The 22,539-nt window shown below is 67.7% G+C and carries 16 protein-coding genes (1 of these 16 running past the window's edge); 7 read left to right on the top strand and 9 right to left on the bottom strand.

Going from position 1 to position 22,539, the window contains the following annotated elements:
* The first annotated feature begins 11 nt into the window (after positions 1–11).
* On the top strand, positions 12–962 hold the full coding sequence (locus ACTOWK_RS04245; protein ID WP_441328945.1) for a hypothetical protein: 951 nt from the start codon (positions 12–14) through the stop codon (positions 960–962).
* Positions 959–2,149 (top strand): GNAT family N-acetyltransferase, encoded by a 1,191-nt coding sequence (locus tag ACTOWK_RS04240; protein ID WP_441328944.1) that lies wholly within the window; start codon positions 959–961, stop codon positions 2,147–2,149. Before ACTOWK_RS04245 ends, ACTOWK_RS04240 begins: the two co-directional genes overlap by 4 nt.
* Here ACTOWK_RS04240 and ACTOWK_RS04235 read toward each other — a convergent pair.
* The 9 genes from ACTOWK_RS04235 to ACTOWK_RS04195 all read right to left on the bottom strand — a co-directional run bounded on the left by ACTOWK_RS04235 (position 2,146) and on the right by ACTOWK_RS04195 (position 14,150).
* Positions 2,146–3,291, bottom strand: a complete 1,146-nt coding sequence (locus ACTOWK_RS04235; RefSeq protein ID WP_441328943.1) for a glycosyltransferase — start codon at positions 3,289–3,291, stop codon at positions 2,146–2,148. The genes ACTOWK_RS04240 and ACTOWK_RS04235 overlap by 4 nt on opposite strands.
* On the bottom strand, positions 3,288–4,937 hold the full coding sequence (locus ACTOWK_RS04230; RefSeq protein ID WP_441328942.1) for a glucosamine inositolphosphorylceramide transferase family protein: 1,650 nt from the start codon (positions 4,935–4,937) through the stop codon (positions 3,288–3,290). The genes ACTOWK_RS04235 and ACTOWK_RS04230 overlap by 4 nt, the downstream gene beginning before the upstream one ends.
* Positions 4,924–6,366, bottom strand: a complete 1,443-nt coding sequence (locus ACTOWK_RS04225) for a WecB/TagA/CpsF family glycosyltransferase (RefSeq protein WP_441328941.1) — start codon at positions 6,364–6,366, stop codon at positions 4,924–4,926. Before ACTOWK_RS04225 ends, ACTOWK_RS04230 begins: the two co-directional genes overlap by 14 nt.
* The gene (locus ACTOWK_RS04220; protein ID WP_441328940.1) at positions 6,363–7,505 is read right to left on the bottom strand and encodes a glycosyltransferase; all 1,143 of its coding nucleotides are present in this window, start codon (positions 7,503–7,505) and stop codon (positions 6,363–6,365) included. Before ACTOWK_RS04220 ends, ACTOWK_RS04225 begins: the two co-directional genes overlap by 4 nt.
* The gene (locus ACTOWK_RS04215) at positions 7,502–8,896 is read right to left on the bottom strand and encodes a VpsF family polysaccharide biosynthesis protein (protein WP_441328939.1); all 1,395 of its coding nucleotides are present in this window, start codon (positions 8,894–8,896) and stop codon (positions 7,502–7,504) included. The genes ACTOWK_RS04220 and ACTOWK_RS04215 overlap by 4 nt, the downstream gene beginning before the upstream one ends.
* Positions 8,893–10,068 carry a glycoside hydrolase family 5 protein gene (locus tag ACTOWK_RS04210; protein WP_441328938.1) on the bottom strand — a complete coding sequence of 392 codons (1,176 nt, stop codon included), beginning with the start codon at positions 10,066–10,068 and terminating at the stop codon, positions 8,893–8,895. Before ACTOWK_RS04210 ends, ACTOWK_RS04215 begins: the two co-directional genes overlap by 4 nt.
* Entirely contained in the window at positions 10,068–11,564 is a 1,497-nt protein-coding gene (locus tag ACTOWK_RS04205; protein WP_441328937.1) for a GumC family protein, read from the bottom strand. Before ACTOWK_RS04205 ends, ACTOWK_RS04210 begins: the two co-directional genes overlap by 1 nt.
* Complete coding sequence (locus ACTOWK_RS04200; protein ID WP_441328936.1) at positions 11,565–12,614, bottom strand: polysaccharide biosynthesis/export family protein; 1,050 nt, start codon at positions 12,612–12,614, stop codon at positions 11,565–11,567.
* A gap of 90 nt (positions 12,615–12,704) precedes the next feature.
* Positions 12,705–14,150 carry an undecaprenyl-phosphate glucose phosphotransferase gene (locus ACTOWK_RS04195; protein ID WP_441328935.1) on the bottom strand — a complete coding sequence of 482 codons (1,446 nt, stop codon included), beginning with the start codon at positions 14,148–14,150 and terminating at the stop codon, positions 12,705–12,707.
* Between the two features lie 328 nt (positions 14,151–14,478).
* Here ACTOWK_RS04195 and ACTOWK_RS04190 point away from each other — a divergent pair, with 328 nt between their 5' ends.
* The 5 genes from ACTOWK_RS04190 to ACTOWK_RS04170 all read left to right on the top strand — a co-directional run.
* Positions 14,479–16,065 (top strand): alkaline phosphatase D family protein, encoded by a 1,587-nt coding sequence (locus ACTOWK_RS04190; RefSeq protein ID WP_441328934.1) that lies wholly within the window; start codon positions 14,479–14,481, stop codon positions 16,063–16,065.
* A gap of 156 nt (positions 16,066–16,221) precedes the next feature.
* Complete coding sequence (locus ACTOWK_RS04185) at positions 16,222–17,139, top strand: PhzF family phenazine biosynthesis isomerase (RefSeq protein WP_441328933.1); 918 nt, start codon at positions 16,222–16,224, stop codon at positions 17,137–17,139.
* Positions 17,140–17,851: 712 nt separating this feature from the next.
* On the top strand, positions 17,852–18,145 hold the full coding sequence (locus ACTOWK_RS04180) for a hypothetical protein (protein ID WP_441328932.1): 294 nt from the start codon (positions 17,852–17,854) through the stop codon (positions 18,143–18,145).
* A 235-nt stretch (positions 18,146–18,380) separates the two neighbouring features.
* Positions 18,381–20,135, top strand: a complete 1,755-nt coding sequence (locus ACTOWK_RS04175) for an ABC transporter ATP-binding protein (RefSeq protein ID WP_441328931.1) — start codon at positions 18,381–18,383, stop codon at positions 20,133–20,135.
* A gap of 123 nt (positions 20,136–20,258) precedes the next feature.
* Positions 20,259–22,539, top strand: partial view of a non-ribosomal peptide synthase/polyketide synthase gene (locus ACTOWK_RS04170; RefSeq protein ID WP_441328930.1) — the 5' end (the start) only. It continues 25,541 nt past the right edge of the window; 2,281 of the gene's 27,822 nt are visible here — the first part of the coding sequence; the start codon lies at positions 20,259–20,261; the stop codon falls past the right edge of the window.

The following is a 22,539-nucleotide window of genomic DNA, read 5'->3' as shown; positions in this document are numbered from 1 at the left end:
GGAACGCCGTCATGCTCGAACCCACCTCGTCCCCCTTAAGCAATCTCGGCCCGCAGTCGCCGGCGCAATGGCAAGCCGCGCCGTTGCTGTTCGAACACCGGCTGCACGTCGACCCGCGTTTCAGCCGCGAGGCCATCGCGCGCACCATCGAGCGTTATCCGCGCCGTCATTACTCGATCGTGCACATGGGCGAACAAGGCGCGAACGGCAAGCGGGTATGGCGCGAAGGCGACTTCGGCGGGCTCGACGGCGAGCGCGTGCTGCAAGCGATCGAACGCGGCCGCCTGTGGCTGAACCTGCGCAACGGCCAAGACCTCGAAGCGCATTTGCTCCAAGTGTCGATGGGGTTGTTCGGCGAAGCCGGCACCCTGGCGCCGCCGCTGTCGAGTTACGACCACCGCATGGGCTTGCTGGTGTCCTCGCCCGGCGCCCAGGTGTATTACCACGCCGACTTGCCCGGCCAAGGCCTATTGCAGTTGCACGGCCGCAAACGCATCTACGTCTATCCGCCGCACCGGCCCTTCCTCAGCGCCGAAGGGCTGGAGAACATCGCCCTCAGCCAACTCGAAGTCGGCCTGCACTACGACCCGGCCTTCGACGAACAGGCCGCGGTGTTCGACCTGGAGCCCGGGCAAGGCCTGTTCTGGCCGCTCAATTCGCCGCACCGGATCGAGAACCACGACTGCCTCAACATTTCCATGACCTTGGAGTACTGGACCGAGGAGATCCGCCGCAATCACATGATCAACCTCGCCAACGGCATCCTGCGCCAACATCTGGGCTACACGCCGCATACGCGCAAACTCAGCGGGCCTTCGTTCTATGCCAAGGCCGCCTTGCAGGCGGCGTGGCGCCGCAGCGGCCGCCTGGATGCATTGCGGCGCACAGCGCGTCCGGTCGATTTCCGTCTCGATGCCGACGTGCCCGGACGCATCGTCGACCTGGCGGAGCCGGCACGGTGACGCCGAATGCGCATCCGCAGGCGGCCACGCAGGACTTCATCGCAACGGTCGATACCGATGTCGCCACAGCCTTGCCGCGCTGGCGCGAATGGATCGACGGCGGCGCCTCGATCACCGTGTTTCAAACCGAGCGCTGGCTGTCGGCCTGGTACGCCACCCTCGGCGCTCAGGCCGGGCGCACACCGCTGCTGGCGAGCATCGCGCGGCGCAGCGACGGACGCGTGCTGATGGCCCTGCCCCTGGTCGCCGAACAGCGCGACGGCCTGCGGCGGATCGGGCTCGCCGATCTTGGCGTCAGCGACTATGCCGCGCCGCTGCTGATGCCCGGTTGCCCCGACGATGCGCCGCAGGTCCGCGCGATGTTCGCCGCGCTGCGCAAGGCGTTGCCGCGCGCCGATTTGCTGGCGATCGAGAAAATGCCCGAAACCATCGGCGCGCGCGCCAACCCGCTGCTGCATCTGCCCGGCGTGCGCGCATCGGCCCTGTTCGGCAATCCGGCCACGGTCGGCGACGACTTCGACGCCTGGCGCTTCAGCCGCGAAAAGACTCACCGCAAGGAGTTGGAACGTTCATGGCGGGTGTTCACCCGTCACCCGGACGCACGCTTCGAGCAAGTGTCCGACGCCGGCCAGGCGCGGCGGGTCATGGACGCGCTGGAGCAACAGCAACGCAGTGCGATCTCCGGCAAGGGCTGGGCCTATATCCTCGACGAGCCCGGCTATCGCGACTTCTACCGCAAGCTGGTCGACGAAGGCCTCGCCAGCGGCGAAGTGGTGCTGACTGCGCTGATCGCCGGCGACGAAGTCGTGGCCGCCCTGCTCGGTCTGCGTCGCGGCGGCGAGTACGCGATGATCCGCATCGGCAGCGCCGCCGGCGAATGGCGCAGTTGCTCGCCGGGACGGCTGATCATCGAGCGCACCATGGCCGCACTGCATGTGCAGGGCGTGCGCCGTTTCGATTTCACCATCGGCGACTACGCCTACAAGAAGGGCTTCATGCCCGATCAGCTCGACCTATTCGACCTCGCCGTGCCGCTGTCGTGGAAGGGCCGTCCGCATACCCTGTGGCTCGGGCTTCGCCATCGTCTCAGGCGGTGGTCGCAGACGCATCCGCGCCTGCACGCCAGGCTGGCGCAGGCGCGCGAGGCGTGGACGCGCGCACGCGCCGGGCGCCAGGCCTCCGCTTAAGCGGAACGGGCCGAGGCGATCCGGGCGAACAAGGCCAGGTATTCGTCGACGCTGCGTTCGACCGTGAACTCCAGGGCACGCCGCGTCGCTTCGGCCTGGTCGCCCGGGCGCTGCAAACGGCTTTCGATGGCTGAGGTCATCGCCGAGACGTCGCCGACCGCGACCAGATCGCCGTAACGGCCGTCGCCGAGGATCTCGCGCGGCCCGACCGGGCAGTCACTGCTGATCACCGGGATGCCGCAGGCCATCGCCTCGATCAACACGTTGCCGAAGCCTTCGAATAAAGAAGCCAGTACGAACACGCGGGCCCGGCGCATATAGGCATAGGGATTGGCGCGCTGGCCGAGCAGGCGCACGCGCTGGCCCAGGCCGAGTTCGTCGATCAAGCCCTGCAAGGCCGGCCGCTCCGGGCCTTCGCCGATGATCGCCAGGCGCGTCTGCATCGGCATGCGCACGCCGACGAAGGCGCGGATCAGGCCGGCGAAATTCTTCTCCGGGCTCAAGCGCCCGACCGATAACACCAGCGGAGCGGCATCGGCGCCGAACCAGGGGTCGTCGACCGGCTCGTGGGCGAGCGAGTTCCAGTCGCGGCGCAACACCGGGTTTGGAATGACTTCGAGCCGCGCCCGCGTGGCTTCGGCCAGGCGCGGCTCGAAGTCGTCGCGCACGCCCTGCGAGACCGCGACCACCGCGTCGGCGAGGCGGTAGGCCCAGGGCATCAGGCGCAGGGTCGCGCGATAACGCGCGGAAGGATCGAGCCGCTGCATCGAGGACACTGGCGCGTGCTCGGTGAGCACGGCCCGGGTCGCGCCGCCTGCCCATCGCGCCGCGACCGCGGCGACGATATTGCTATGGGTCAAGGCCGAGACCAGCACCTCGGGGCGGCGCCGGCGCAAGACCTGCACCAACCGCCCCGCCGCCGACAAGGTGCGATCGGCGTCGAGCGAGACCACCTCGATATCGCCGGCAAGCGCCCTCGCCTCGGCGTCGCCGCGATGGACGACCAAGGCCACCTCCATACCGCGCGTGCGCAGGCCCTGGGCCAGGCGCAGCAGCGAAATCTCGGCGCCGCCGACCTTGAGCTGGGGCAAATACAACAGCGCGGTGCGCATGCCCGAGGCGCTGGCAGCCTGCGACGTCATTCGCCGGCTCCGCTCGGCAAGCGCCAGCCGCGGCAGCGCAGCTTGCGCCCGAGTTCGTGCAGATTGAACACGTAACGCTTGCCGTCGACGAGGGTGCGTTCGCCCCAGGACGACACGGTATGCAAGCCGTGCGGATTGGGCCCACGCGGATCCGGGCGGCAGCGGCGCACCACCTGTTCGCGATAGCGCTGCGGCGTACACACCTCGATGCGGTTGATCGCGATGGCCGCGCCGTAACCGTCGCTGCAGTCCTGCGCCGGGCGATACAGCGTCCCGCCGTGCACGAACGGCGTGCCGGCCGGACGCGAGCTGCAATGATCGAGTTTGACCGGATGCAGCGCATGCGGATGCCACGGCCCGCTCAGGTCGGCGGCATAGCTCAGGCACAGATTGTCGAATGCGCCCAGGCCGAGGTCGGTATAGGCCAGCCAGAACCGGCCCTCGTGGACGAACAGGCTGGCATCGGCGGCTGCGATACCGTCCAGCAGCACCGCCACCGGCCGCCATTCGCCGTCGGCCTCGATCCGGTACAGCTCGCAGCGGCGGTTCGCCGAGGTTTCCGGGATCGCGTACACGGCGCCGTCGTGCGCGAACAGATACGGATAGGACAAGTGCGTCGACGAATGCAGCCGCGCCGGCTCGGCCTGGACGATGCGGTCGCCGCGATCGAGTTCGATCGCTTCGATGCGGCCCAGGCCGTCGCGATAGTCGTAGACCTCGCAATACAGACGGTGGCGATCGCCGGGAATGCCGAAGGGATCGGCGCGGTAATGGGTCGAGCCGCGCCGGCCGAGCCAGCGGATCTTTGAGGCCAGCGGTGTCTCGATCAGTTCCTGGATCGGCGCATCGATCACCCCGATCATCCAACTTTCGCTGAGCCAGCGCGCCACCAGCCGGCGCCGCCACGCCAAGGCCTTGCCGCGCAAGCCCAGCACCGCCCGCCGCAACGGCGTCGGCGAAGGCAGCGGAACGAATGCCGTGGTCGTGGACAAGGCGGCGGCGACGATCAGTTCCTGCACGACGCCGCGCAGCAGGGTCGCCACTTCGCCATACAGGCGTTGGAACGAACGCGGATAGTCCGGGTCGGCGAAGAAGCGCACGGCGTCGAGCACGCAAGCGCGGTCGCGCACCAGCAACAGTTCGCCGCCGAGACCGGCGCTGATCGCCGCGTGGCACGGCCAGGCCGCGGCGAGATGGATGCCCTGCGCATCCAGCGGCTGCCAGACGCCATGCCGGCTGGCGGCGCGCCACGCCGACCATTGTTCGCACTCGCCGCCCTGGCCGACCCCGCTCGAATCGATGCCGGCCAGGTCGATCACCGCATCCCAGCGCGAATCGCCTGGCGATTGCAGGTCCGCCGACGGCGCCGGCGTCTCGGTGAGTATCGCGGTCGCGCGTTCGAGCCGGCTCCAATCGGGGCGATAACGATCCGGCACGCGGACACGGCGCACGTCGACCTGCACGCCGGGGATGCTGCCGAGGTCGGCGCGCGCCTGCTTCTGCCAGGCGCGATGACGGTCCGCCGGCAGCAGCACCGCGATCCGCACTACCCTCGTCCGCACGCTATCGACATCGAGCTGGTCCGGACGCTGACCGACCAGACTGTCCGCCGGTGCGCTCGCCGGCGTGGCTTCAGAGTCGATCATGCAAGGCGCGAGGCAGATGGGAGCGATGTTTGTTGAGGATGGAACCGAGCACCTGGGCGTTGACCGCGGCGAGGTCGTCGAGCAGCTTGCGGACCGCCGAGGCGCGGGTGACTTCGGCTTCGACCACCACGATCACGCCGCTCGCGCGGGCCGCAGCGACCAGGCCGAACGCCGGCTTGGCGTCGACCACGATCTCGTCGAAGCGCTTGCACAGGCCGCTCCAGACCGAGGCGTCTTCGATCGCCGCGTAATTGTCCTGATAGCCGCGGGCGTCGCTGGACAGCCGGGCCTGGGTGACACGACCGTTGCCGTCGTCGTCGCCGGCGGCGACGATCGAGGCGCAGGCGCGGTCCAACGCTTCCTCGACCAGGCAGGGCCAGGCGCGCTCGCGGTCGAGATCGTCGGACAACAGCAGCACCTTGCGCTTGCGCAGACGCGCCGAAGCCTCGGCGTAGGCCTGCGCCAGCGAGCTGACGCCCTCGCCCGGGCGCGCGGCGATGAACTGCACGATGCGTTGGCCGCCGCCCGCCATCTGCGCGTCGAGGCGTTGCACCAGGCCGGCCATGCGTTGCTGGGGCTGCGCAAACAAGGACTCGGCATCGACGGACATGGACGACTCCGTGGGGCTTCCATCGGTATCGACACTGAGCGAAGCCGCGCTCGGCGTTTCGCGCTCGTCGCCGCTGTCCCAGGCCAGGCGCAGCACTCGCCACAGGAACTGGCCGCCGCCGAGCACATAACGGCGCCACAAGCGGCGCGGCTCCTTGAGCAAGCGGTACAGCCACTCCAGGCCGATGCGCCGCAGCCATTGCGGTGCGCGCGGGAAACGTCCGGCCATGAAGTCGAGGATCGCGCCGCCGTTGACGATCAGCGCCGGCTGTTCGAGTGCGCCGGCCAGGCGCGCGGCGATCCGTTCCTGCCGCGGCATGCCCATGCCGAGAATCACCAACTCCGGGCGCGCGGCGGCGATGGTCGACACGCAGCGGTCCTCGCCACCGAATCCGTCAATCGAACAGACGATGTCCAGGCCCTGCCCGCGCAGAAGCTGCACCGCGCGTTGCAGATACGGCTGATCGGTGCCCGCCACCGCCACGCGCCGGCCGACATAGGCCGCGACCAACTGTGGAATCAGGTCGGTGCCGTTCATGTTCAAACCCGGTGCGCGTGCGAGCAGGCGCAGGCAAGCGGCCATGCCGACCCCGTCGCGCAGCAAGCGCTCGCTGCGCAGCAAGTCCTCGCAGAAGGCCGCATCGGTCCAGGCCAGATTGAAGGCGTGTTGATTGAGGAACGAGACCACGATGGTGCGCTTGGGCTGGCGCAGCTCGTCGAGCAGACGCCGCCGGCCGCGCGAGTCGGCGACCGTATCGAGGCGGTCGAGCAAGCGGCGGATACGCGGCATCGCCGCGGCGGAGTCGTGTTTGTCTGTCATGCGAAGGCGCCTTCCGCGCGCAATTCTTCATAGACCGCAGCGACCTGGCGGGCCATCGCCAGATCGGAATAGCGTTCGCGCTGGCGTTGCAGACCGACCCGCGCCATCGCCTGGGCCCGATGCGGCTGCTCGATCAAGCCGGCGACGGCGTGGGCGAAAGCGGCGGCATCGCCGGGCTCGACCAGCAGGCCGGCGCGGCCGTTGCCCAACACTTCCGGGATGCCTTCGTTGTCGGTGGCGACGACCGGCAAACCGACCGCGAGCGCTTCGATCAAGACCATCGGCAAGCCTTCGCCGTACAGGCTGGGCAAGGCGAACAGATCGATCCGGGCTAGTTCGGCGCCGATGTCGCGGGTGAAGCCGGTCCAGACGATGTGCTCGGCGACGCCTTGCGCCTCGGCGTAGGCCAGCACCTGCTGTCGGTAGGCCTCGCTCTCGAAGCCGCCGACCGCGCGCAGGCTCACCGGCCGGCCGGCGGCGCGCAAGTTCGCCAAGGCCTCGATCAAGACCTCGATGCCCTTGCGCGGGCGGAATAGCGCGACCATGCCGAGCACCCACTGCGACGGCGGCGGCCGCCACTCGCGCACCTCGGCCAACGCCGGCACGCCGTTGGCGACGGTGCGGATCAGGCCGTCCTCGTAGCCGATCCGGCGCAGGTAGTCGCGGGTGCTGTCGGAGACCGCGATCAAACGGTCGGCGCGGCGCAGGCTGAAGCGCTGGATCGCGCTGTTGATGCGATTGCGCACGGCGCTCTCGGTGTCGCGGTCGGTGCGGCTGTGGACGTGATGCACCATCGGCTTGGCGGCGCGACCGGCGGCGAAACAGCCGATCAGCGCCGAGCGTGCGGTATGCGTATGCAGCAAGTCGTAGGCGCCGTCGCGCAGCAAGCGCGCCACCTCGCCGGCCGGCTTGAAATCCAGGCGCGAGCGCATCGGCACGGTGGTCAGGGCGCTGCCGCTGGATTCGCGCACCCTTTCGAAGGCACCGGACTTGAGACAGGCGAAATCGACCTGCCAGCCGAATTGCGGCAGTTGCCGAGCGAGCAGATCCTGCACCCGTTCGGCGCCGGCGTAATGCTCGCCGTTGATCAGATGCAAGACGCGGCCCGGGCGCGGCGCGCCGATGACGATGCCGCTCATGCGCGGGCTCCCATGGGTGAAGAGAATGCTTGCGAGGAGCATGCTCGTGAAGAGCATGTTCGTGAAGAGCATGTTCGTGAGGAAGATGCCTGCCGAGGTGCGCCGCGGCGTTCGGCCCCGGCGGCCCGCGCGCCAAGCGCGCGATAGCCGGCGACGCCGCACAGCACCGCGAACAGCAGGGTCAGGGCGCTGGTCTTGGAGGCCAGCGAATTGGTGGTCGATGCGGTGACGAGAAACACCAGCAAGGTCCAACGGCCGCCGCTGCCGGCCCGTCGCCACAGCAGCCAGAGCGCGCAGAGCAGGCCGAGCGCGAACACCGCAAAACCGAACACGCCCAGTTGCAGCAGCATGAACAGCCAGAAGTTCTCGATCGCCTCCAGGTTGGCGCTGAGGCCGACCCGGGCCGAAACCGCCTGGATCTGCGCCGGCGAGATGCCGAACAGCACATCGAAGGTATCGAGGTAATCGAACACACTGAAGATGCGCAGGCGCACCGTCGCGCTATCGTCCAGGTACAGCCCCTCGAAGATGCGCGCGCCCAGGCCGCTGTGCCACACCAGGGCCATCGCTATCGGCAAGGCCAGCAACACCGCGATCGAGGCGCCGACGATGTGCAGATAGCCGTAGCGACCGGCACGCAGGCCGTGCAACGCGCTGAAAGCGGCATAGGCAAGCAAGGCCAGCGTGGTCAGCACGAAACTGGTGCGTCCGCCGAAGGCGAGCAAGGCCAGCACCAGGAAGGCGACCAGCGAGCCGCGCCACAGCGGCGACATCGGCCGGTCGAGCGAGGCCAACAGGACGATGCTGGTGATCAAGGCGTTCTCGAGCGGATGGCCCAGCAACGCGGTGGCGCGGAACTTGTCCTCGATGACCGGCACACCGCCGGCGACCGTATACGGCACCAGATGATGCTGCACGGCCGCCTCGACCAGGCCGAGCGTCGCGTTGGCGATCACCGCGATCAGGATCAGGCGGAACAGGCCGCGCAACTGCGCGGCGTCCAGGCGCAGCAGAACCAGAGCCATCGCAGCCGGCATCATCAAGGTGTCGATGAAGAAGGCCGAACCCGAGGCGCCGTAGCGCAACAGCGAGTAGGCGAAGCTCGCCAGCATCGCGAGCAGGTACAGGCCCAGCAAAGGCTGCGCGGCGAGACGGCGCAGCAAGGCGACCAACGGATTGCCCTGCCCGGCCAGCGACAAGGCCAGCGCGATGCTCAGCAGATAGCTGCCGGGATGCAGCTTGAACACGAAGCTACCGTAGGGCGCGTCGTAAGGAATGCCCAGCAGTGTCAGCAAGGCCGGCGACAGGCACAGGTAGGCGAGCAGGCTCAGGACCAGGAACACGCGGCTGGCGCGGTCGAAGGCACTTCCTTGGCCGTCGTACGCCTTCATCGTGCGCGCCGGCCCGATCCCAGCCTGCTCAGTCCCAGCGCACGCAACGCCGGCGCTTCCAGCTCGCCGCGCTCGCGGCCTTCGGTGTTGCTGCCGCTGGCGATGCCGAAATCGTCGGCGTAGTTCCACAGCGACCAGCCCCAGCCGTTGCGCTCGGCCAGGGTGCGCACGTCGCCGATCCAGGCATAGCGCGAAGCCGGGTCGACGCCGTTGCGGATCACCCCGAACTCACCGCAATGCACGCGCACGCCGTGCTGGCGCGCCCAGGCCGCCAGCGGCTGCCATTGCGCGGCGATGCGCTCGCGGCTCCAACCGCCCTGGAAATACTCGGCGAGCTCGTCGGTGGCGCGTTCGGCCGCGACCTGGCCGTCGCTGCGCGGCAGCTTGAGACGCGCCTGCAATGCCGGATAGCGAACGCCGCGCCAATGCCCGGCGGTGGTCCAGCGGTCGCCCTGCATCCAGCTCGCGCCCTGGTGGGTGAAGATGTACGGCAGGTAGTAATGGAAGCTGTAGATCAGGTTCGGATCGTCGAGCGGATCGAGCTCGACCAGGCCTTCCAGGCTGCCGCCCTTGCGGCCGCTGACGATCAGCGCGTGCGCCGGCAGCACCTCGCGCACCGCGCCGACCAGGCGTTGCTGATAGCGGCTCCACAGGAAGCCGCCGGCGATACCGTAATATCCCGGTTCGTTGAACAACTCGAAAACGACCCGCTTGGTCGGCGTGCGCTTGAACTCGCCGGCCAGCGTTCGCCACATCGCGATATAGCCGTCCGACCATTGCGGCTCGGCTTCGATCGCCTGCTTGGTCTGGTCGTTGGGATGCAGGTCGACGATCACGTCGAGCCTCGCCTCCAGCGCGGCATCGACCGCGCCGCGCAAGCGCGCGAGCCCGCTCAGCCGCGGCCCGCGCTGCGGCGACCAGCCCAGCGCGACCGGATCGACCGGCAGGCGCACGTGGTCGAAACCGGCCTCGTGCAGCTTGCGCAGCTCTTGCGCCGTCACCGGCGGCCCGCCGCTGGCTTCGAGCCACCGGCTCAGGTTGATCCCACGTTGCAGCGACTGGGCGTACGCGGTCGTGCCGAGCGTCAACCCGAACAGCAGGCCGACGACGCGGAACGCCCCGATCGAGTCGTTACGGCGGCGCCGATGCCGCGACGGATCGGCCGCACCCATCAACGCTCCATCCTCGGCACCGTCGCCAACACCGGCAGGCCGAAGCTGCGTTCCAGCTTCTGCGGCGACAAAAAGCTCGAACGCAGCGCTTCCGACAGGAAGGCGACGATCAGGGCCACGCCGAGGCTGAGGAAGAAGCCGATCGCCAGGATCGGCAAGCGCACGCTCTTGGGCTTGAGCGGCCAGCTCGCCGCTTGCAGCACGCTGACGCTGGTGCGTTGTTTCTGGTCGCGCGCCTCGGCGATGCGCGCGCTTTCGAGCTTGCGTGCATAGTTGGCGTAACTGTCTTCGAGCAGCTTCTGTTCACGGCTGAGGCCGGCGAATTCGGATTGCTGGCGGGTCAGCTCGGCGGCGCGGCGCTTGAGCTGGTCCAGGCGTTCCTGCAAGGCCTTGCGGCTGCCGGCGAGCGCGGACTCGTCCGAGGTCGCGCGCAGCAGATCCAGCTCGGCGGCTTCGCGCACCGGGTTGCGCCCGGTCCGCACCGTGGTCGGCGGACTGCGGCGCTGCTGTTGGATGAAAGACTCCGCCTTGGACACGTCCTTGCGCGCGTTGACCACCAGCGGGTTGCCGTCGAGATAGCGCGAACTCAGGCTTTGCTCTTTCAGCTGCAGGTCGAGCAACTGGCGCGGGATCTGCGGGTCGCCGAGGGTTTCGCTGAACTGGACCAGGTTGGCCGGGGTCTGGCTGGCGATCTGTTTCAGGGTCTTGGCGCGGGCGTTGGCGGTGCCGGCCTGCTGGCTGGTCTCGTTGAGGCGGGTTTCCAGGTCGTTGCCCTGCTGCACCATCAGGCCGAGCTGCTGCTCGTAGTTGACGATGCCATGCGCCTGCTTGAACTCGGCCAGGCGTTTTTCCGCGTCCTTCAGGCGCAACTCGACCCCGGCGACCTGGCCTTCGAGGAAACGCACCTGATCGTCGGAGAAAATCGCGCGGCGACGGTCGAGATAGGTCGCGACCAAGGTGCGCAGCGCCGACTGGGCGATGGCCGGGTCGGGATGGGTGAAGCGCAACTGGATCACCGTCGCGCCCTTGAGCAACTGCGCGTCGAGGTTCTCGCGGAACGACTCGACCGCCTGGTCGAGCTTCGGCCGGCGTGGATCGTCTTTCTGCTGGGCGATCGAGGGATACAAACGCCCCATGCCGATCCGCACGACCACTTCGCGGATCAGGTCGCGGCTGGCGAGGATTTCGTTCTCGGCGCTGAGCGCCTCGGTGCGGTCGAACATCAGCGGCGTCGCACCACCGGTGCCGTTGCCTTCGGAGGTATCGGCGACGTAGACGTACTCATGCCCGAGCCGGACCAGCAGACTGGCATCGGAAACGTAGCGCGTGGTCGGCAGCCAGGAGGCGATCAGCACCAGTGCGAAACTGATCGCGAACGCGAGCCCGATCCGGCGCCGGTCCCTGAAGGCGGTGCCGAGCAACTCGCGCAGCGAAAACGCCGAGGAAGGCCGCGAACGGGATGGGACTGCGAAGGCGTCCTGCGGTGCGCTGTCCATTCAGTAGCCCGAGCGATTGTCGTTGAGGTCGTAGGAGAAGCCGACGTTCACCGGCAGGTTCCGGCGGATGTACTGGTCGATCCACCGATTCAGGCGCGACACGTGCGAGGGCACCGCCAGCACCACGTCGAAGGGCTGCAACAACGGGTCGTTGGCGGCGTCGGCACCGTTGCGCGACTGCGAGGCGACGTCGACCCGGATCACCTGCCCGCGGCCATCGTCGCCGCGGCGCAGGATCACCACCCGGTTCGCCGCCGCGGTGTCGCGCAGGCCCTGGGCGACGATCAATGCCCGCATCACCGTCAGCGACGGCAACAACGGCTGCGCACCGGGACGCCCGACTTCGCCGCCGACAAACACCTGCTGGCGTGCGAAGCCTTTCTCGACTTCGACCGATACCTCGGGTTGGCGCAGGCTGCCGGCATAGGCGCGCTTGAGCGCGGCGGCGAGCTCGGCCGGGGTGAGTTCGGCGGCCGGCACTTCGCCGACCAGTTGCAGGTGGATGCGGCCGTCGGGCCGCACCGTCACGTTTTCGTTGAGCTCGGGCACATAGAAGAACTTGAGCGCGAGTTCGTCGCCCGGCGCGATGCGGTAGGCAGCCGAGCTCGATACGGCGTCCGGCGGCAGGTTCGATGCTTCGTTCGATGCGACGCTCGCGATCGACGCGGTGCCGGGTGCGGTGCGCCCGGCGATCTGTGCGGCCGCCGACAGCGGCAGGATCAGCAGCAACAACGCGAGACACACCCGATGAAACCCAAGTGCTGGCCGCAACAATGTGTAACGAAGCACATATGCACCCGCCGCGACGGCCTGCATCCCTGCCCTGTTTCCGCGTTCCATCGGCGCTGGTCGGCCGGTCTTGCGGAAGCGTTTGCTCATGCCTTCAATCCTGACCTGACAACATTCATTGCGAAAGCGCGGTAACACACTGATTAATAATTGATATTGGCCGCCATCAATGGCGATGCAGGCCGCGTTCGTGGATGCAATTTTGTGACGAACATCACGAATATAGACCTTAGCATCCCCGTGTCGAGATGGGGCGAACACCGTCGCTGCGAGGTTCGATCGCCGATCAGGCTGCTGAACGAGCCGCCGTTCGATGCCCGCTCTTCAATGCCTGCTCTTCGATGCTGAGTCTCAATAAGCCGCTTCGGCCGAGAGCACCGCCGGCACGGTGCGCAGCAGGATCGACAGGTCCAGCCACAGCGACCAGTTCTCGATGTATTCCAGGTCGTATTCGACCCGCTTCTGGATCTTTTCGAGGGTGTCGGTTTCGCCGCGATAGCCGTTGACCTGGGCCAGGCCGGTGATGCCCGGCTTGACCCGATGGCGAGCGACGTACTCCTCCACCGCGTCCTCGAACAGCACGTTCGCCGCCTTGGTCGCGGTGGCGTGCGGGCGCGGGCCGACCAGCGACATGCTGCCGCCGAGCACGTTGAACAGCTGCGGCAGCTCGTCGAGGCTGGTCTTGCGGATGAAACGGCCGACCCTCGTCACGCGCGGGTCGTCGCGACCGGTCTGGCGCTCGGCGTCAGCGTCGCGCAGGTGGTGATGCATCGAGCGGAACTTGTACACCCCGATCAGGCGCTGGTTGTAGCCGTAGCGTTTCTGCCGGAACAGCACCGGCCCGGGTGAGTCGAGCTTGACCGCGGCCGCCACCAACAGCAGCACCGGCGACAGCAACAGCAACGCCAGCGAGGACAGGATCAGGTCCTCGCAACGCTTGTAGACCGGCGACCAGCCCTGCAGCGGCGGCTCGGCGACCACGAACATCGGCACGCCGCCCACCGGCACCATGCTGCGATGGGCGAAGCGGAAGGTGCTCATGTCGGGGATCAACAACACTTGCACCGACAGCCGGCGCAAACGCTGGGCCATCGCCTCGTTGCGGCCCTGCGCACCGGCCGGCAAGGCCACCAGGATCTGATCGACGCGGCCCTCGCGGACCAGGCGTTCCAGCGCGTCCAGACCGCCCAGGTGCGGCAGGGATTTCGGCGGCGCTTCGCGCAGGCGATGCACGGTGCGTTCGTCGATATAGCCGATCAGGCCCGAGACCACGTCGGGGCGGTGATGGACCTGCTCGGCCAGGCGCATGGCGTTGTCGGTCATGCCGAGGATGACCGAGCGCTGGATGAAATGGCCCTGGCGGATGCGCCGCTGGAAGAACGCAAGCATGACCATCCGGCTCAACAAAAAGCCGGCCAGGCTCAGTCCGTACCACAGCAGCAGCAGTTCCAGCGGCACCTCGGCGATGAAGCGGAACAGCAGGTGCAGCAGCACCATCAGGCCGAACGAGGCGCTCCAGGCGACGAAGGTGCGCCGGATCAGCAACAGGTTGCTGAACATGTCGCGGCCGTACATGTCGAAGCTGTTGAACACCAGCACGCACAGCAGCCCGGCAAGAATCGACATCGCCAGATAACTGCGCACCGCCACCGCCTGATCGACCTGCAGCAGGGCCACCACCAGCACGCTCGGTGCGGCGGCGACGACGAAATGCAGCAGTCGCGCCATCGCTACCGTGTAACGGATCGCCGTCGGCTTGGCGAAGGCGAAAATAGCGTTGGAAAACGGTAATCGCATCTTGTATCGCAATACCCACTGCAGACGGGAACCGGGCATTCATCGGTCGACGTCTGGCGGTTGACGTCCCTGCCAATGTGCTCCGGGCTCGGATTCTGCGGGGTCAATGTGTGACAGCCTCGCGAAGAATTTGCCGCATAAGGTCACGCTTAATGTGCTTTCTTTAGTGTGCTTTCTGCGCCGCATGGCGAGCCGGTCGATCGAAGCAACACGCGGCTCTGCGCGCTGCACGCCGCCGCCGTGCATTCGCACCGACAACAATGTGCTTCGCCACATGCCTGCCATATGCGGGCGTTAGGGTTGCGCCACCTCGTGCCGAGCCAGCGCCATGCACGCCAACGATCCGCACCGTCGTCGTTTCCTCGTCCGCTCCGGCAATGCCCTCGGGCTCGCCGCCGCCAGTTGGGCCCTGCCCGCCGGCGCCGCGCCGGCCATCCTCACCGCCGAATCGGCGCGCCCGCGCCTCGACTACGGCATCCAGTTCGGCGACGTCGGCATGCGCCAGGCCACGGTCTGGGCACGCAGCGACCGCGCCTCGCGCATGCTGGTGGAAATCGCCGACAACGAAGGCTTCCGCCGCGCCCGCGCGCTGCGCGGTCCGCTCGCGAGCGCCGCCTCCGACTACACCGCCCGCCTCGACCTGCCGTTGACCCACGGCCCCGCGCAACGCTACGTCCGCGTCGCCTTCGAGGACGCACGCAGCGGCATCCGCAGCGCCTGGACCGAAGGCCGCCTGCGCAGCGCACCGCAGGGACGCGCCGACGCGCGCCCGATCCGCTTCGTCTGGGGCGGCGACGTCGCCGGACAGGGCTGGGGCATCAACCGCGAATTCGGCGGCATGCGCATCTTCGAAGCGATGCGTCTGCGCGATCCGGATTTCTTCCTGAATTCGGGCGACACGGTCTATGCCGACGGCCCGATCCAGGCCGAAGTCGCGGCCGAGGACGGTCGCGTGTGGCGCAACCTGGTCGCCGAAGGCGTGCACAAGGTCGCCGAGACTCTCGACGAGTACCGCGGCCGCTACCGCTACAACCTGCACGACGACAACCTGCGCCGCTTCGCCGCGCAGGTGCCGCAGCTGTGGCAGTGGGACGACCACGAAGTCGTCAACAACTGGTCGGCGTCGAAGGACCTCAGCGGCGACGCCCGCTACTCGGTCAAGGACGTCGCCGTGCTGGCGCGCCGCGCCCGCCAGGCCTTCCTGGAGTATTCGCCGCTGCGCATGGACTGCGGCAGCGAACGCACGCGGATCGACCGCGTGGTCCGTTACGGCCCGCAACTCGACGTGTTCATGCTCGACATGCGCAGCTATCGCGGCCCCAACACCGCCAACCTGCAGCCCGGCCCGGACGCCGACACCGCCTTCCTCGGCCGCCGCCAGTTGCGCGAGCTCGCCCACGGCCTGCACCAATCGCGCGCCACCTGGAAGATCGTCGCCGCCGACATGCCGCTGGGCCTGCTGGTGCCGGACGGCGTCGACGCGCAGGGACGCGCCCGCTGGGAAGCCGTGGCCAACGGCGAGCACGGCCTGCCGCGCGGGCGCGAACTCGAGTTCGCCGAACTGCTGCGCGCCATCCGCGAGGTGCGCAACGTGGTCTGGCTGACCGCCGACGTCCATTACTGCGCCGCGCATTACTACGACCCGGGCCGCGCCGCGTTCCAGGACTTCTCGCCGTTCTGGGAGTTCGTCGCCGGTCCGCTCAACGCCGGCTCGTTCGGCCCCAATGGATTGGACGGCACGTTCGGCCCGCAAGTGGTGTTCCAACGCGCCGCCCCCAAGGCGAACGCCTCGCCCTTCGCCGGCTACCAGTTCTTCGGCGAAGTGAACATCGATGCCGACAGCTCGGCCTTGACCGTGGACCTGCGCGGGCTCGACGGCGCCAGCGTATTCAGCAAGCGCCTGCAGGCGCAGTAGGCGCGAACCGCATAGCGTAAGCGCCGCATCCCTACGCGCGCTCGCGCGTAGGGATGCGGCGGCCGCGAATTGGAACGCAGCGATTCGACGGCCGCCGTGGCAGTGGACGAGGGCTGCGCTTAGGATGCGTGGCTAGCTTCCGGAGCCGAGCCCGCCATGACCGACTTGCGTGTGTACCAGATCGACGCCTTCACCCGGCAGCGCTACCAAGGCAATCCGGCCGGCGTGGTCGCCAACGCCGAAGAGCTCAGCGACGAACACATGCAATTGATCGCGCGCGAACTCAACAACTCCGAGACCGCCTTCATCCTGCCGGCCGAAGCCGCCGACCACGACCTGCGCGTGCGCTTCTTCACGCCAACCACCGAAGTGCCGGTCTGCGGCCATGCGACCGTCGCCGCCCATTTCGTCCTCGCCCTCGAACGCGGCCTGCCGGCCAAGCCCTGCCGGCAACTGACCGGCGCCGGCATTCAGGTCATCGAGACCCTGCGCAGCGACGACAGCTTCCGCATCGCCATCGAACAGAACCGGCCGACGTTCGAACCGCGCCTGCCGCGTGCGCTCGCCGCCGAAGTCGCCGCGGCGCTCGGCGTGGATGCGCGCGCGCTCGACCCCCGCTGCCCGGTGCAGTTCGTCTCGACCGGGCACGGCAAGCTGCTGGTCGGTCTGCGCGAGCGCCGGCAGCTGCAGGCGTTGGTGCCGGACGCCGCGCAGTTGATCGCGCTCGGCCCCAAGGTGGGCGCCAAGGGGTTCTTCGTCTTCAGCCTGGACCGCGAAGACGATGGCCATGGCGATGCCTTGACTCATGGCCGGATGTTCGCGCCGGCGATCGGCATTGCCGAAGACCCGGTCACCGGCAATGCCAACGGCCCGCTCGGCGCCTATCTGGTCAAGCACGGTTTGCTCGAAGCCCGCGATGGCGTTGCCCGGTTCCGCGCACGCCAACAGGCCGGCAACGGCCGCGCCGGGCATATGGACGTGACGGTGCGGGTCGAGGGCGACGAGCCGAGCGGTGTGCGCATCGAGGGCGATGCGGTGACCTGTTTTTGGGCGACCCTGCCGCGTACGTTCTGAGCAGCGCCGATAGCGTCTTTCGGGATGCGCCGCTCTAGGGCGATGACGGAAAGCGGCAAAGCAAATCCCCCCGCCCCCCCTTTTCCGAAAGGGGGAGCTGCCGAGCAGTTTGGACCCGACGACATGTCGCCCCGCCAGCTCGATTGCCTCCCTTTCGAAGCGAGGGCTCATGCCGTCCCGCCAGCTCGATTACCTCCCTTTGAAAAAGGGGGCTGGGGGGATTTGCTCTTGCCTCGACAAGGTCGCCCGGAATCAGCTCATCGGTGAGAGCGGATCGACACCCACCATCGGTGCTCGTGCAACAGGCCGATATTCCCGCATCCGGACAGCGACGCTTTTTCAATGCATCGACCGACCCGACATCGACGGATCCAAATCAGCACTGCCACCATCGAAACCATTCGGCGTGCACTTGCAATCCGAAACTGAGACGCAGCGCGTGAAGACTGTCGCCCCTCGACAATAGCGCTTCGCGATTTTCTATGCGCTTATCGCCGACTTCGGTCACGAATCGATAATCGGCCAATTTCCCCTGGAAAAAAGCAATTTCCGCATAGTCGGACCAGCCGCCGGAATACACTCACGCGGTAATCACACGCCCGATTCTGTGACCATGCACGAACGATAATGCGATATGCATCGCTACTTCGATCGACAAACACGCTGAGTCGTTGACCGCCCTGACAACAGGACGTAACACTGTCTGGGCAAGATGCAATCCAAGGTTTCGTCGAACAACGTCTCGCGCACTAAAAACAACAACAGCGAGCCGTTCCATTCCGATCCGTCCGCACTCCGCCGCATGGAATGCGCGACGAACTTATTCGTGACACGGAGCAAGTCGATTGAAAAACCCCAGCGCTATCGCCGCGGGATCGGTGCTATCCACGATCCCATCGATTCGGATCCTTCCACCGCAGGCGCCCATGCACTCGGCCCGGTCGAACGGCACCGTGCCCGAGCCCTGTCCCGGATGAACCTGTCCGGGATGATCTGCCTGGGATGATCCGCAGGCCCTAGCGCGGCGGCAGCGTCGATTCGCATCGAATCCGCGGCCGATCCAAATCCAGTAGTAACGCAACGAGCCGACCGGCATGCGCTTTGCGCGTGCCGCGGGAGCCATCGTGCCGACCGGCATGCGCCTTGCGCGTGCTGCGGGAATCCTCGCGCCGGCCGCGGCCGCGGTCCGACCAACAAAAACCAGCGCAGTCACCTGACCGCAGTCCTTTCGTGGAGTTCGCATGAGCAGTTCCTACAGCGACTTGTGGCGCCTGATCCGCACCGGCAAACCGTCCATCGCGCTGCTGTCGCTGGCGGCGCTGACGGCGATGGGCTCGGTGGCGGGCACGCTCTGGTTTCCGATCCAGACCAAGCAGTTGATCGACGACTTCGGCTCCGGCGGCATCGACCCGAGCCGCATCGCGATCCTCGCCGGCATCCTGATCGCGGCCAACCTGGTCGGGGCGATTTCCGCCTATCTGTTGGCGCGGGTCGGCTACCAGTTGGTCGCGCGCCTGCGCGCATCGCTGGTCGACAAACTGCTCAGGCTGCCGATCGCATCCTTCGACAGCGAAAGCAGCGGCGAGCGGGTCAGCCGGGTGGTCCGCGATTGCGAATCGATCTCCGAGCTGACCACGCGCCAGGCGATCAATCTGCTGACCGGCGTGCTGCTGCTCGGCGGCTCGATCGTGGTCCTGCTGCTGCTCGACGTACGCCTCACCCTGACCCTGCTCGGCTCGATCGGCGCTGCTTTCGTAGTGATGATCCCGATCGCCTTCCTGCTCGACGGCCTGTCGCGCCGCATCCAGGACCGCACCGCCCGACTCAGCGGCATCCTCACCCACGTGTTCCAGGAAATCCGCCTGGTCAAGGCCTTTACCGCAGAACCGCGCGAACGCGAGCGCAGCGAAGAAGAGATCGAAGGTCTCAAGCAACTCGGCTGGCGGGTGGCGCGGGTCAACGCCGCGCTCGAACCGCTGATGAGCCTGGCGATGACCCTGGCGATCATCGTCATCCTGGTCTACGGCGCCTCGCGCGTCGCCGCCGGTGAGATCACCATGGGCACGCTCACCGCCTTCATTCTGTACATCTTCAATGTCGCCAATCCGCTGGTCCAGCTGACCAACTTCACCGCCGAGTTGCAAAAGGCGAAGGGCGCCTCGGGACGGATCAGCGCGATCCTCGCCGAACCCGAGGAAGAACCCCTGCCCGGCCGCGCCGAGCGCCGCAGCGGCGGCATGCTGGAATTCCGCAACGTCTCCTTCGGCTACAGCGGCCGCGACACGACCGTGCTGCACGGCATCGACCTGCAGTTCGCGCCGGGCACCACCACCGCCCTGGTCGGCACCAGCGGCAGCGGCAAGACCACGATCCTGTCGCTGATCGAACGCTTCTACGAGCCCAGCGGCGGCGAGATCCTCTACGACGGCCAGCCGATCTCCGGCTTCCCGCTGGTCGACTGGCGCGGCAGCATCGGCTACGTCGCCCAGAACGCGCCGATCATGCCCGGCAGCGTGCGCGACAACATCGCCTACGGTCTGGCCGGCGAGTTCTCCGACCAGGCCCTGCGCTCGGCGGCCGAGCGCGCCGGCGCACTCGATTTCATCGAGCGCATGCCGCAGGGCTTCGACACCGTGCTGATCGAACAGGGCAACAACCTGTCCGGCGGCCAGCGCCAGCGCATCGCCATCGCACGCATGTTCCTGCGCGACCCGGACCTGCTGATCCTCGACGAGGCCACCTCCAACCTCGACAGCGAAACCGAACACCAGGTCAAGCTGGCCCTGGAATCGCTGATGCAGGGGCGCACCAACATCATCGTCGCCCATCGCCTGTCCACGGTCATGCACGCCGACCGCATCTGTTTCCTCGACAGCGGCCGGATCTCCGGCGTCGGCAGCCACGGCGAGCTGATCGCCACGCATCCCTATTACGCCCGCCTGGTCGAGCGCCAGTTCCAGCGGGCGCCGGAGCCGGCCTTGCTCGAAGCCGACTGACCGGAGCCGCACGAATCCGCCGACGGCCTTCATACCGTCCGGCGGTGCCGCGCCCGGTCCGCTGGTGCGGCGCAGCGAACCCAACGACACCCAGCGCTCCATCTTCAGCCCACCGGTGAGTTCATGAGCAAGGCAAATCCGCGCCCCCTGTCGGCACCGCAGTCGGAAATGTGGTTCGCACAGGCGTTCGACCCGGACAACGCGTACTACGACACGCGCGGTTTCGTCGACATCCGCGGGCCGCTCGACGTCGAGGCCTTGAGCCGCGCGATCGACGCCTTCGCCGCCGAGGCCGACACCTTGCGCCTGCGCTTCGAGCACGGCGTCGACGGGCCATTGCAATGGCTGGGCGAGAGCCGAGTGTCGCTGCTGCAGATCGTCGACTTGTCGATGCACGCGGACCCGGTCGCCGAAGCGCACGCGCGGATGCTCGCGGACGCCAGCCAGGTCTACGACCTCGCCGCTACACCGCTCACCCAGATCCTGTTCACCCAGATTCTGTTCAAGCTGGGCCCGACTCATCACCAGTGGTACCAGCGCTATCACCACATCGTCATGGACGGCTACGGCTATTCGCTGGCGACCGCACGCATCAGCGAACGCTACAACGCGATCCGCCGGGGCCTCGAAGCGGCAGTCGGCGAACTCGCCAGCGTCATGCAACTGGTCGACGAAGACTTGCGCTACCGGCAATCCGAACGTCACGCCAAAGACGCGCAGCACTGGCAGGATTATCTGCGCGACGCCCCCGAGCGGGTCGGCCTCGACGGCCGTATGCCGCGGCCGTCGACGCGTTTTCATCGCCGCAGCACGGCGATCCCGCAGGTCCTGGTCGATAGTTTGTTCGAAGCCGAGCAGCGCACCGGGGTGAAGTGGCCGCAGTTGATGACCGCCGCGGTCGCCGCTTATCTGCAGCGGATCGCCGGCCGCGAGCGGATGCTGTTCGATTTCCCGGTCGCCGGCCGTTCCAAGGTCGCCCGCGGCATTCCCGGCACGGTCGCCAACGTCCTGCCGCTGCGCCTGTCGTTCGCCAAGACCACCACCCTGCAGGAGCTGGCGAGCGCGGCCGGGCGCGAAATCGGCAACAGCCTGCGTCACCAGAACTGCCGCGGCAAGGACATCCTGCAAGCGCTCGCCGACGGCGGCCAGCAGCGCTGCTTCGGCCCACGCATCAACATCATTCCCTTCGACTACGCCTTCGATTTCGACGGCCAGCCCGGCATCCTGCATTCGCTCGCCAACGGCGTGGTCAACGACGTCGCGGTGAACCTGGAAGGCCAGATCGGCCGCGACGGATGCCTGCTGCATTTCGACGGCAACGCCGAGAGCTACGACGAGGACGAGGTCGCCGCGCATCTGCAGCGCCTGCTGGCCTTCGTCGCATCGGCAGCGGCCGACCCGCAGCGGCCGCTCGCCGCGATCGAGCTGCTCGATGCCGACGAGCGCCAACGCCTGTTGCTGGACTGGAACGACACCGCCCACGAGGTCGAACCGGAATCGGTCGCTGCCGCGTTTCAGCGTCAGGCCCGCGCCACCCCGGACGCCATCGCCGTGGTCGGCGAGCACGGCGCGCTCAGCTACGCCGAACTCGACCGCCGCGCCGATGCCCTCGCCCACGAGCTGCTGCAGCGCGGCGCGGCGGCCGAACGCGGCATCGGCCTGTTGCTGCGCCGTTCTCCCGACCTGATCGTGGCGGTGCTCGCCGTACTCAAGACCGGCGCCTATTACGTGCCGCTGCACGAGCAGCACCCCGACGAACGCCTGGCCCAGGTGCTGGCCGAAACCGACGCGACCATACTGATCGCCGACGCGAGTCTCGATGCGCGCGCCCTGGCGCATCCGAACTTGCTGCGCCTGGATCGTTTCGATTTCGTCGAATGCGCCAACCCGCGCCTGATCAAGACCGAGATCCACCCCGAACAGCTCGCCTACGCCATGTTCACCTCGGGCTCGACCGGCGTGCCCAAGGGCGTCGCGGTGCGCCACTGCGACATCGTCGAGTTCGCCCAGGACCGTCGTTTCGGCGAGGGCCACGAGGTCGTGCTGTTGCATTCGACCCACGCCTTCGATGCTTCGACCTATGAGCTGTGGGTGCCGTTGTTGAACGGCGGGCGCATCGTCGTCGCCCCGGCCGAGGCCGCCGCCGGCCGCGATTTCCAGCACCTGATCGAGCGCTTTGGGGTGCGCAGCCTGTGGCTGACCGCCGGCCTGTTCCATGAATTCGCCGAGTCGACGCCGCAGCTGTTCGCTTCCTTGCGACAAGTCTGGGCCGGCGGCGACGTACTGTCGGCGGATGCGATCCGCCGCTTGCAGGCGCGCCATCCTCAGTTGCGCATCGTCAACGGCTACGGCCCGACCGAGACCACTACGTTTGCCCTGACCTGCGAGATCCCGGCGCTGGCGG

Source organism: Lysobacter sp. CA196 (assembly GCF_052078695.1).
GTDB lineage: Bacteria > Pseudomonadota > Gammaproteobacteria > Xanthomonadales > Xanthomonadaceae > Lysobacter.
Note: the sequence above shows the minus strand (reverse complement) of the source record. Positions and strands in the feature narration are given on the sequence as shown.

Coding starts and splice junctions, on each gene's coding strand:
- ACTOWK_RS04195 (WP_441328935.1), bottom strand. CDS start 14,150: ATGCGATTACCGTTTTCCAACGCTATTTTCGCCTTCGCCAAGCCGACG.
- ACTOWK_RS04185 (WP_441328933.1), top strand. CDS start 16,222: ATGACCGACTTGCGTGTGTACCAGATCGACGCCTTCACCCGGCAGCGC.
- ACTOWK_RS04205 (WP_441328937.1), bottom strand. CDS start 11,564: ATGGACAGCGCACCGCAGGACGCCTTCGCAGTCCCATCCCGTTCGCGG.
- ACTOWK_RS04235 (WP_441328943.1), bottom strand. CDS start 3,291: ATGACGTCGCAGGCTGCCAGCGCCTCGGGCATGCGCACCGCGCTGTTG.
- ACTOWK_RS04215 (WP_441328939.1), bottom strand. CDS start 8,896: ATGAAGGCGTACGACGGCCAAGGAAGTGCCTTCGACCGCGCCAGCCGC.
- ACTOWK_RS04175 (WP_441328931.1), top strand. CDS start 18,381: ATGAGCAGTTCCTACAGCGACTTGTGGCGCCTGATCCGCACCGGCAAA.
- ACTOWK_RS04220 (WP_441328940.1), bottom strand. CDS start 7,505: ATGAGCGGCATCGTCATCGGCGCGCCGCGCCCGGGCCGCGTCTTGCAT.
- ACTOWK_RS04190 (WP_441328934.1), top strand. CDS start 14,479: ATGCACGCCAACGATCCGCACCGTCGTCGTTTCCTCGTCCGCTCCGGC.
- ACTOWK_RS04245 (WP_441328945.1), top strand. CDS start 12: ATGCTCGAACCCACCTCGTCCCCCTTAAGCAATCTCGGCCCGCAGTCG.
- ACTOWK_RS04210 (WP_441328938.1), bottom strand. CDS start 10,068: ATGGGTGCGGCCGATCCGTCGCGGCATCGGCGCCGCCGTAACGACTCG.
- ACTOWK_RS04180 (WP_441328932.1), top strand. CDS start 17,852: ATGCAATCCAAGGTTTCGTCGAACAACGTCTCGCGCACTAAAAACAAC.
- ACTOWK_RS04225 (WP_441328941.1), bottom strand. CDS start 6,366: ATGACAGACAAACACGACTCCGCCGCGGCGATGCCGCGTATCCGCCGC.
- ACTOWK_RS04230 (WP_441328942.1), bottom strand. CDS start 4,937: ATGATCGACTCTGAAGCCACGCCGGCGAGCGCACCGGCGGACAGTCTG.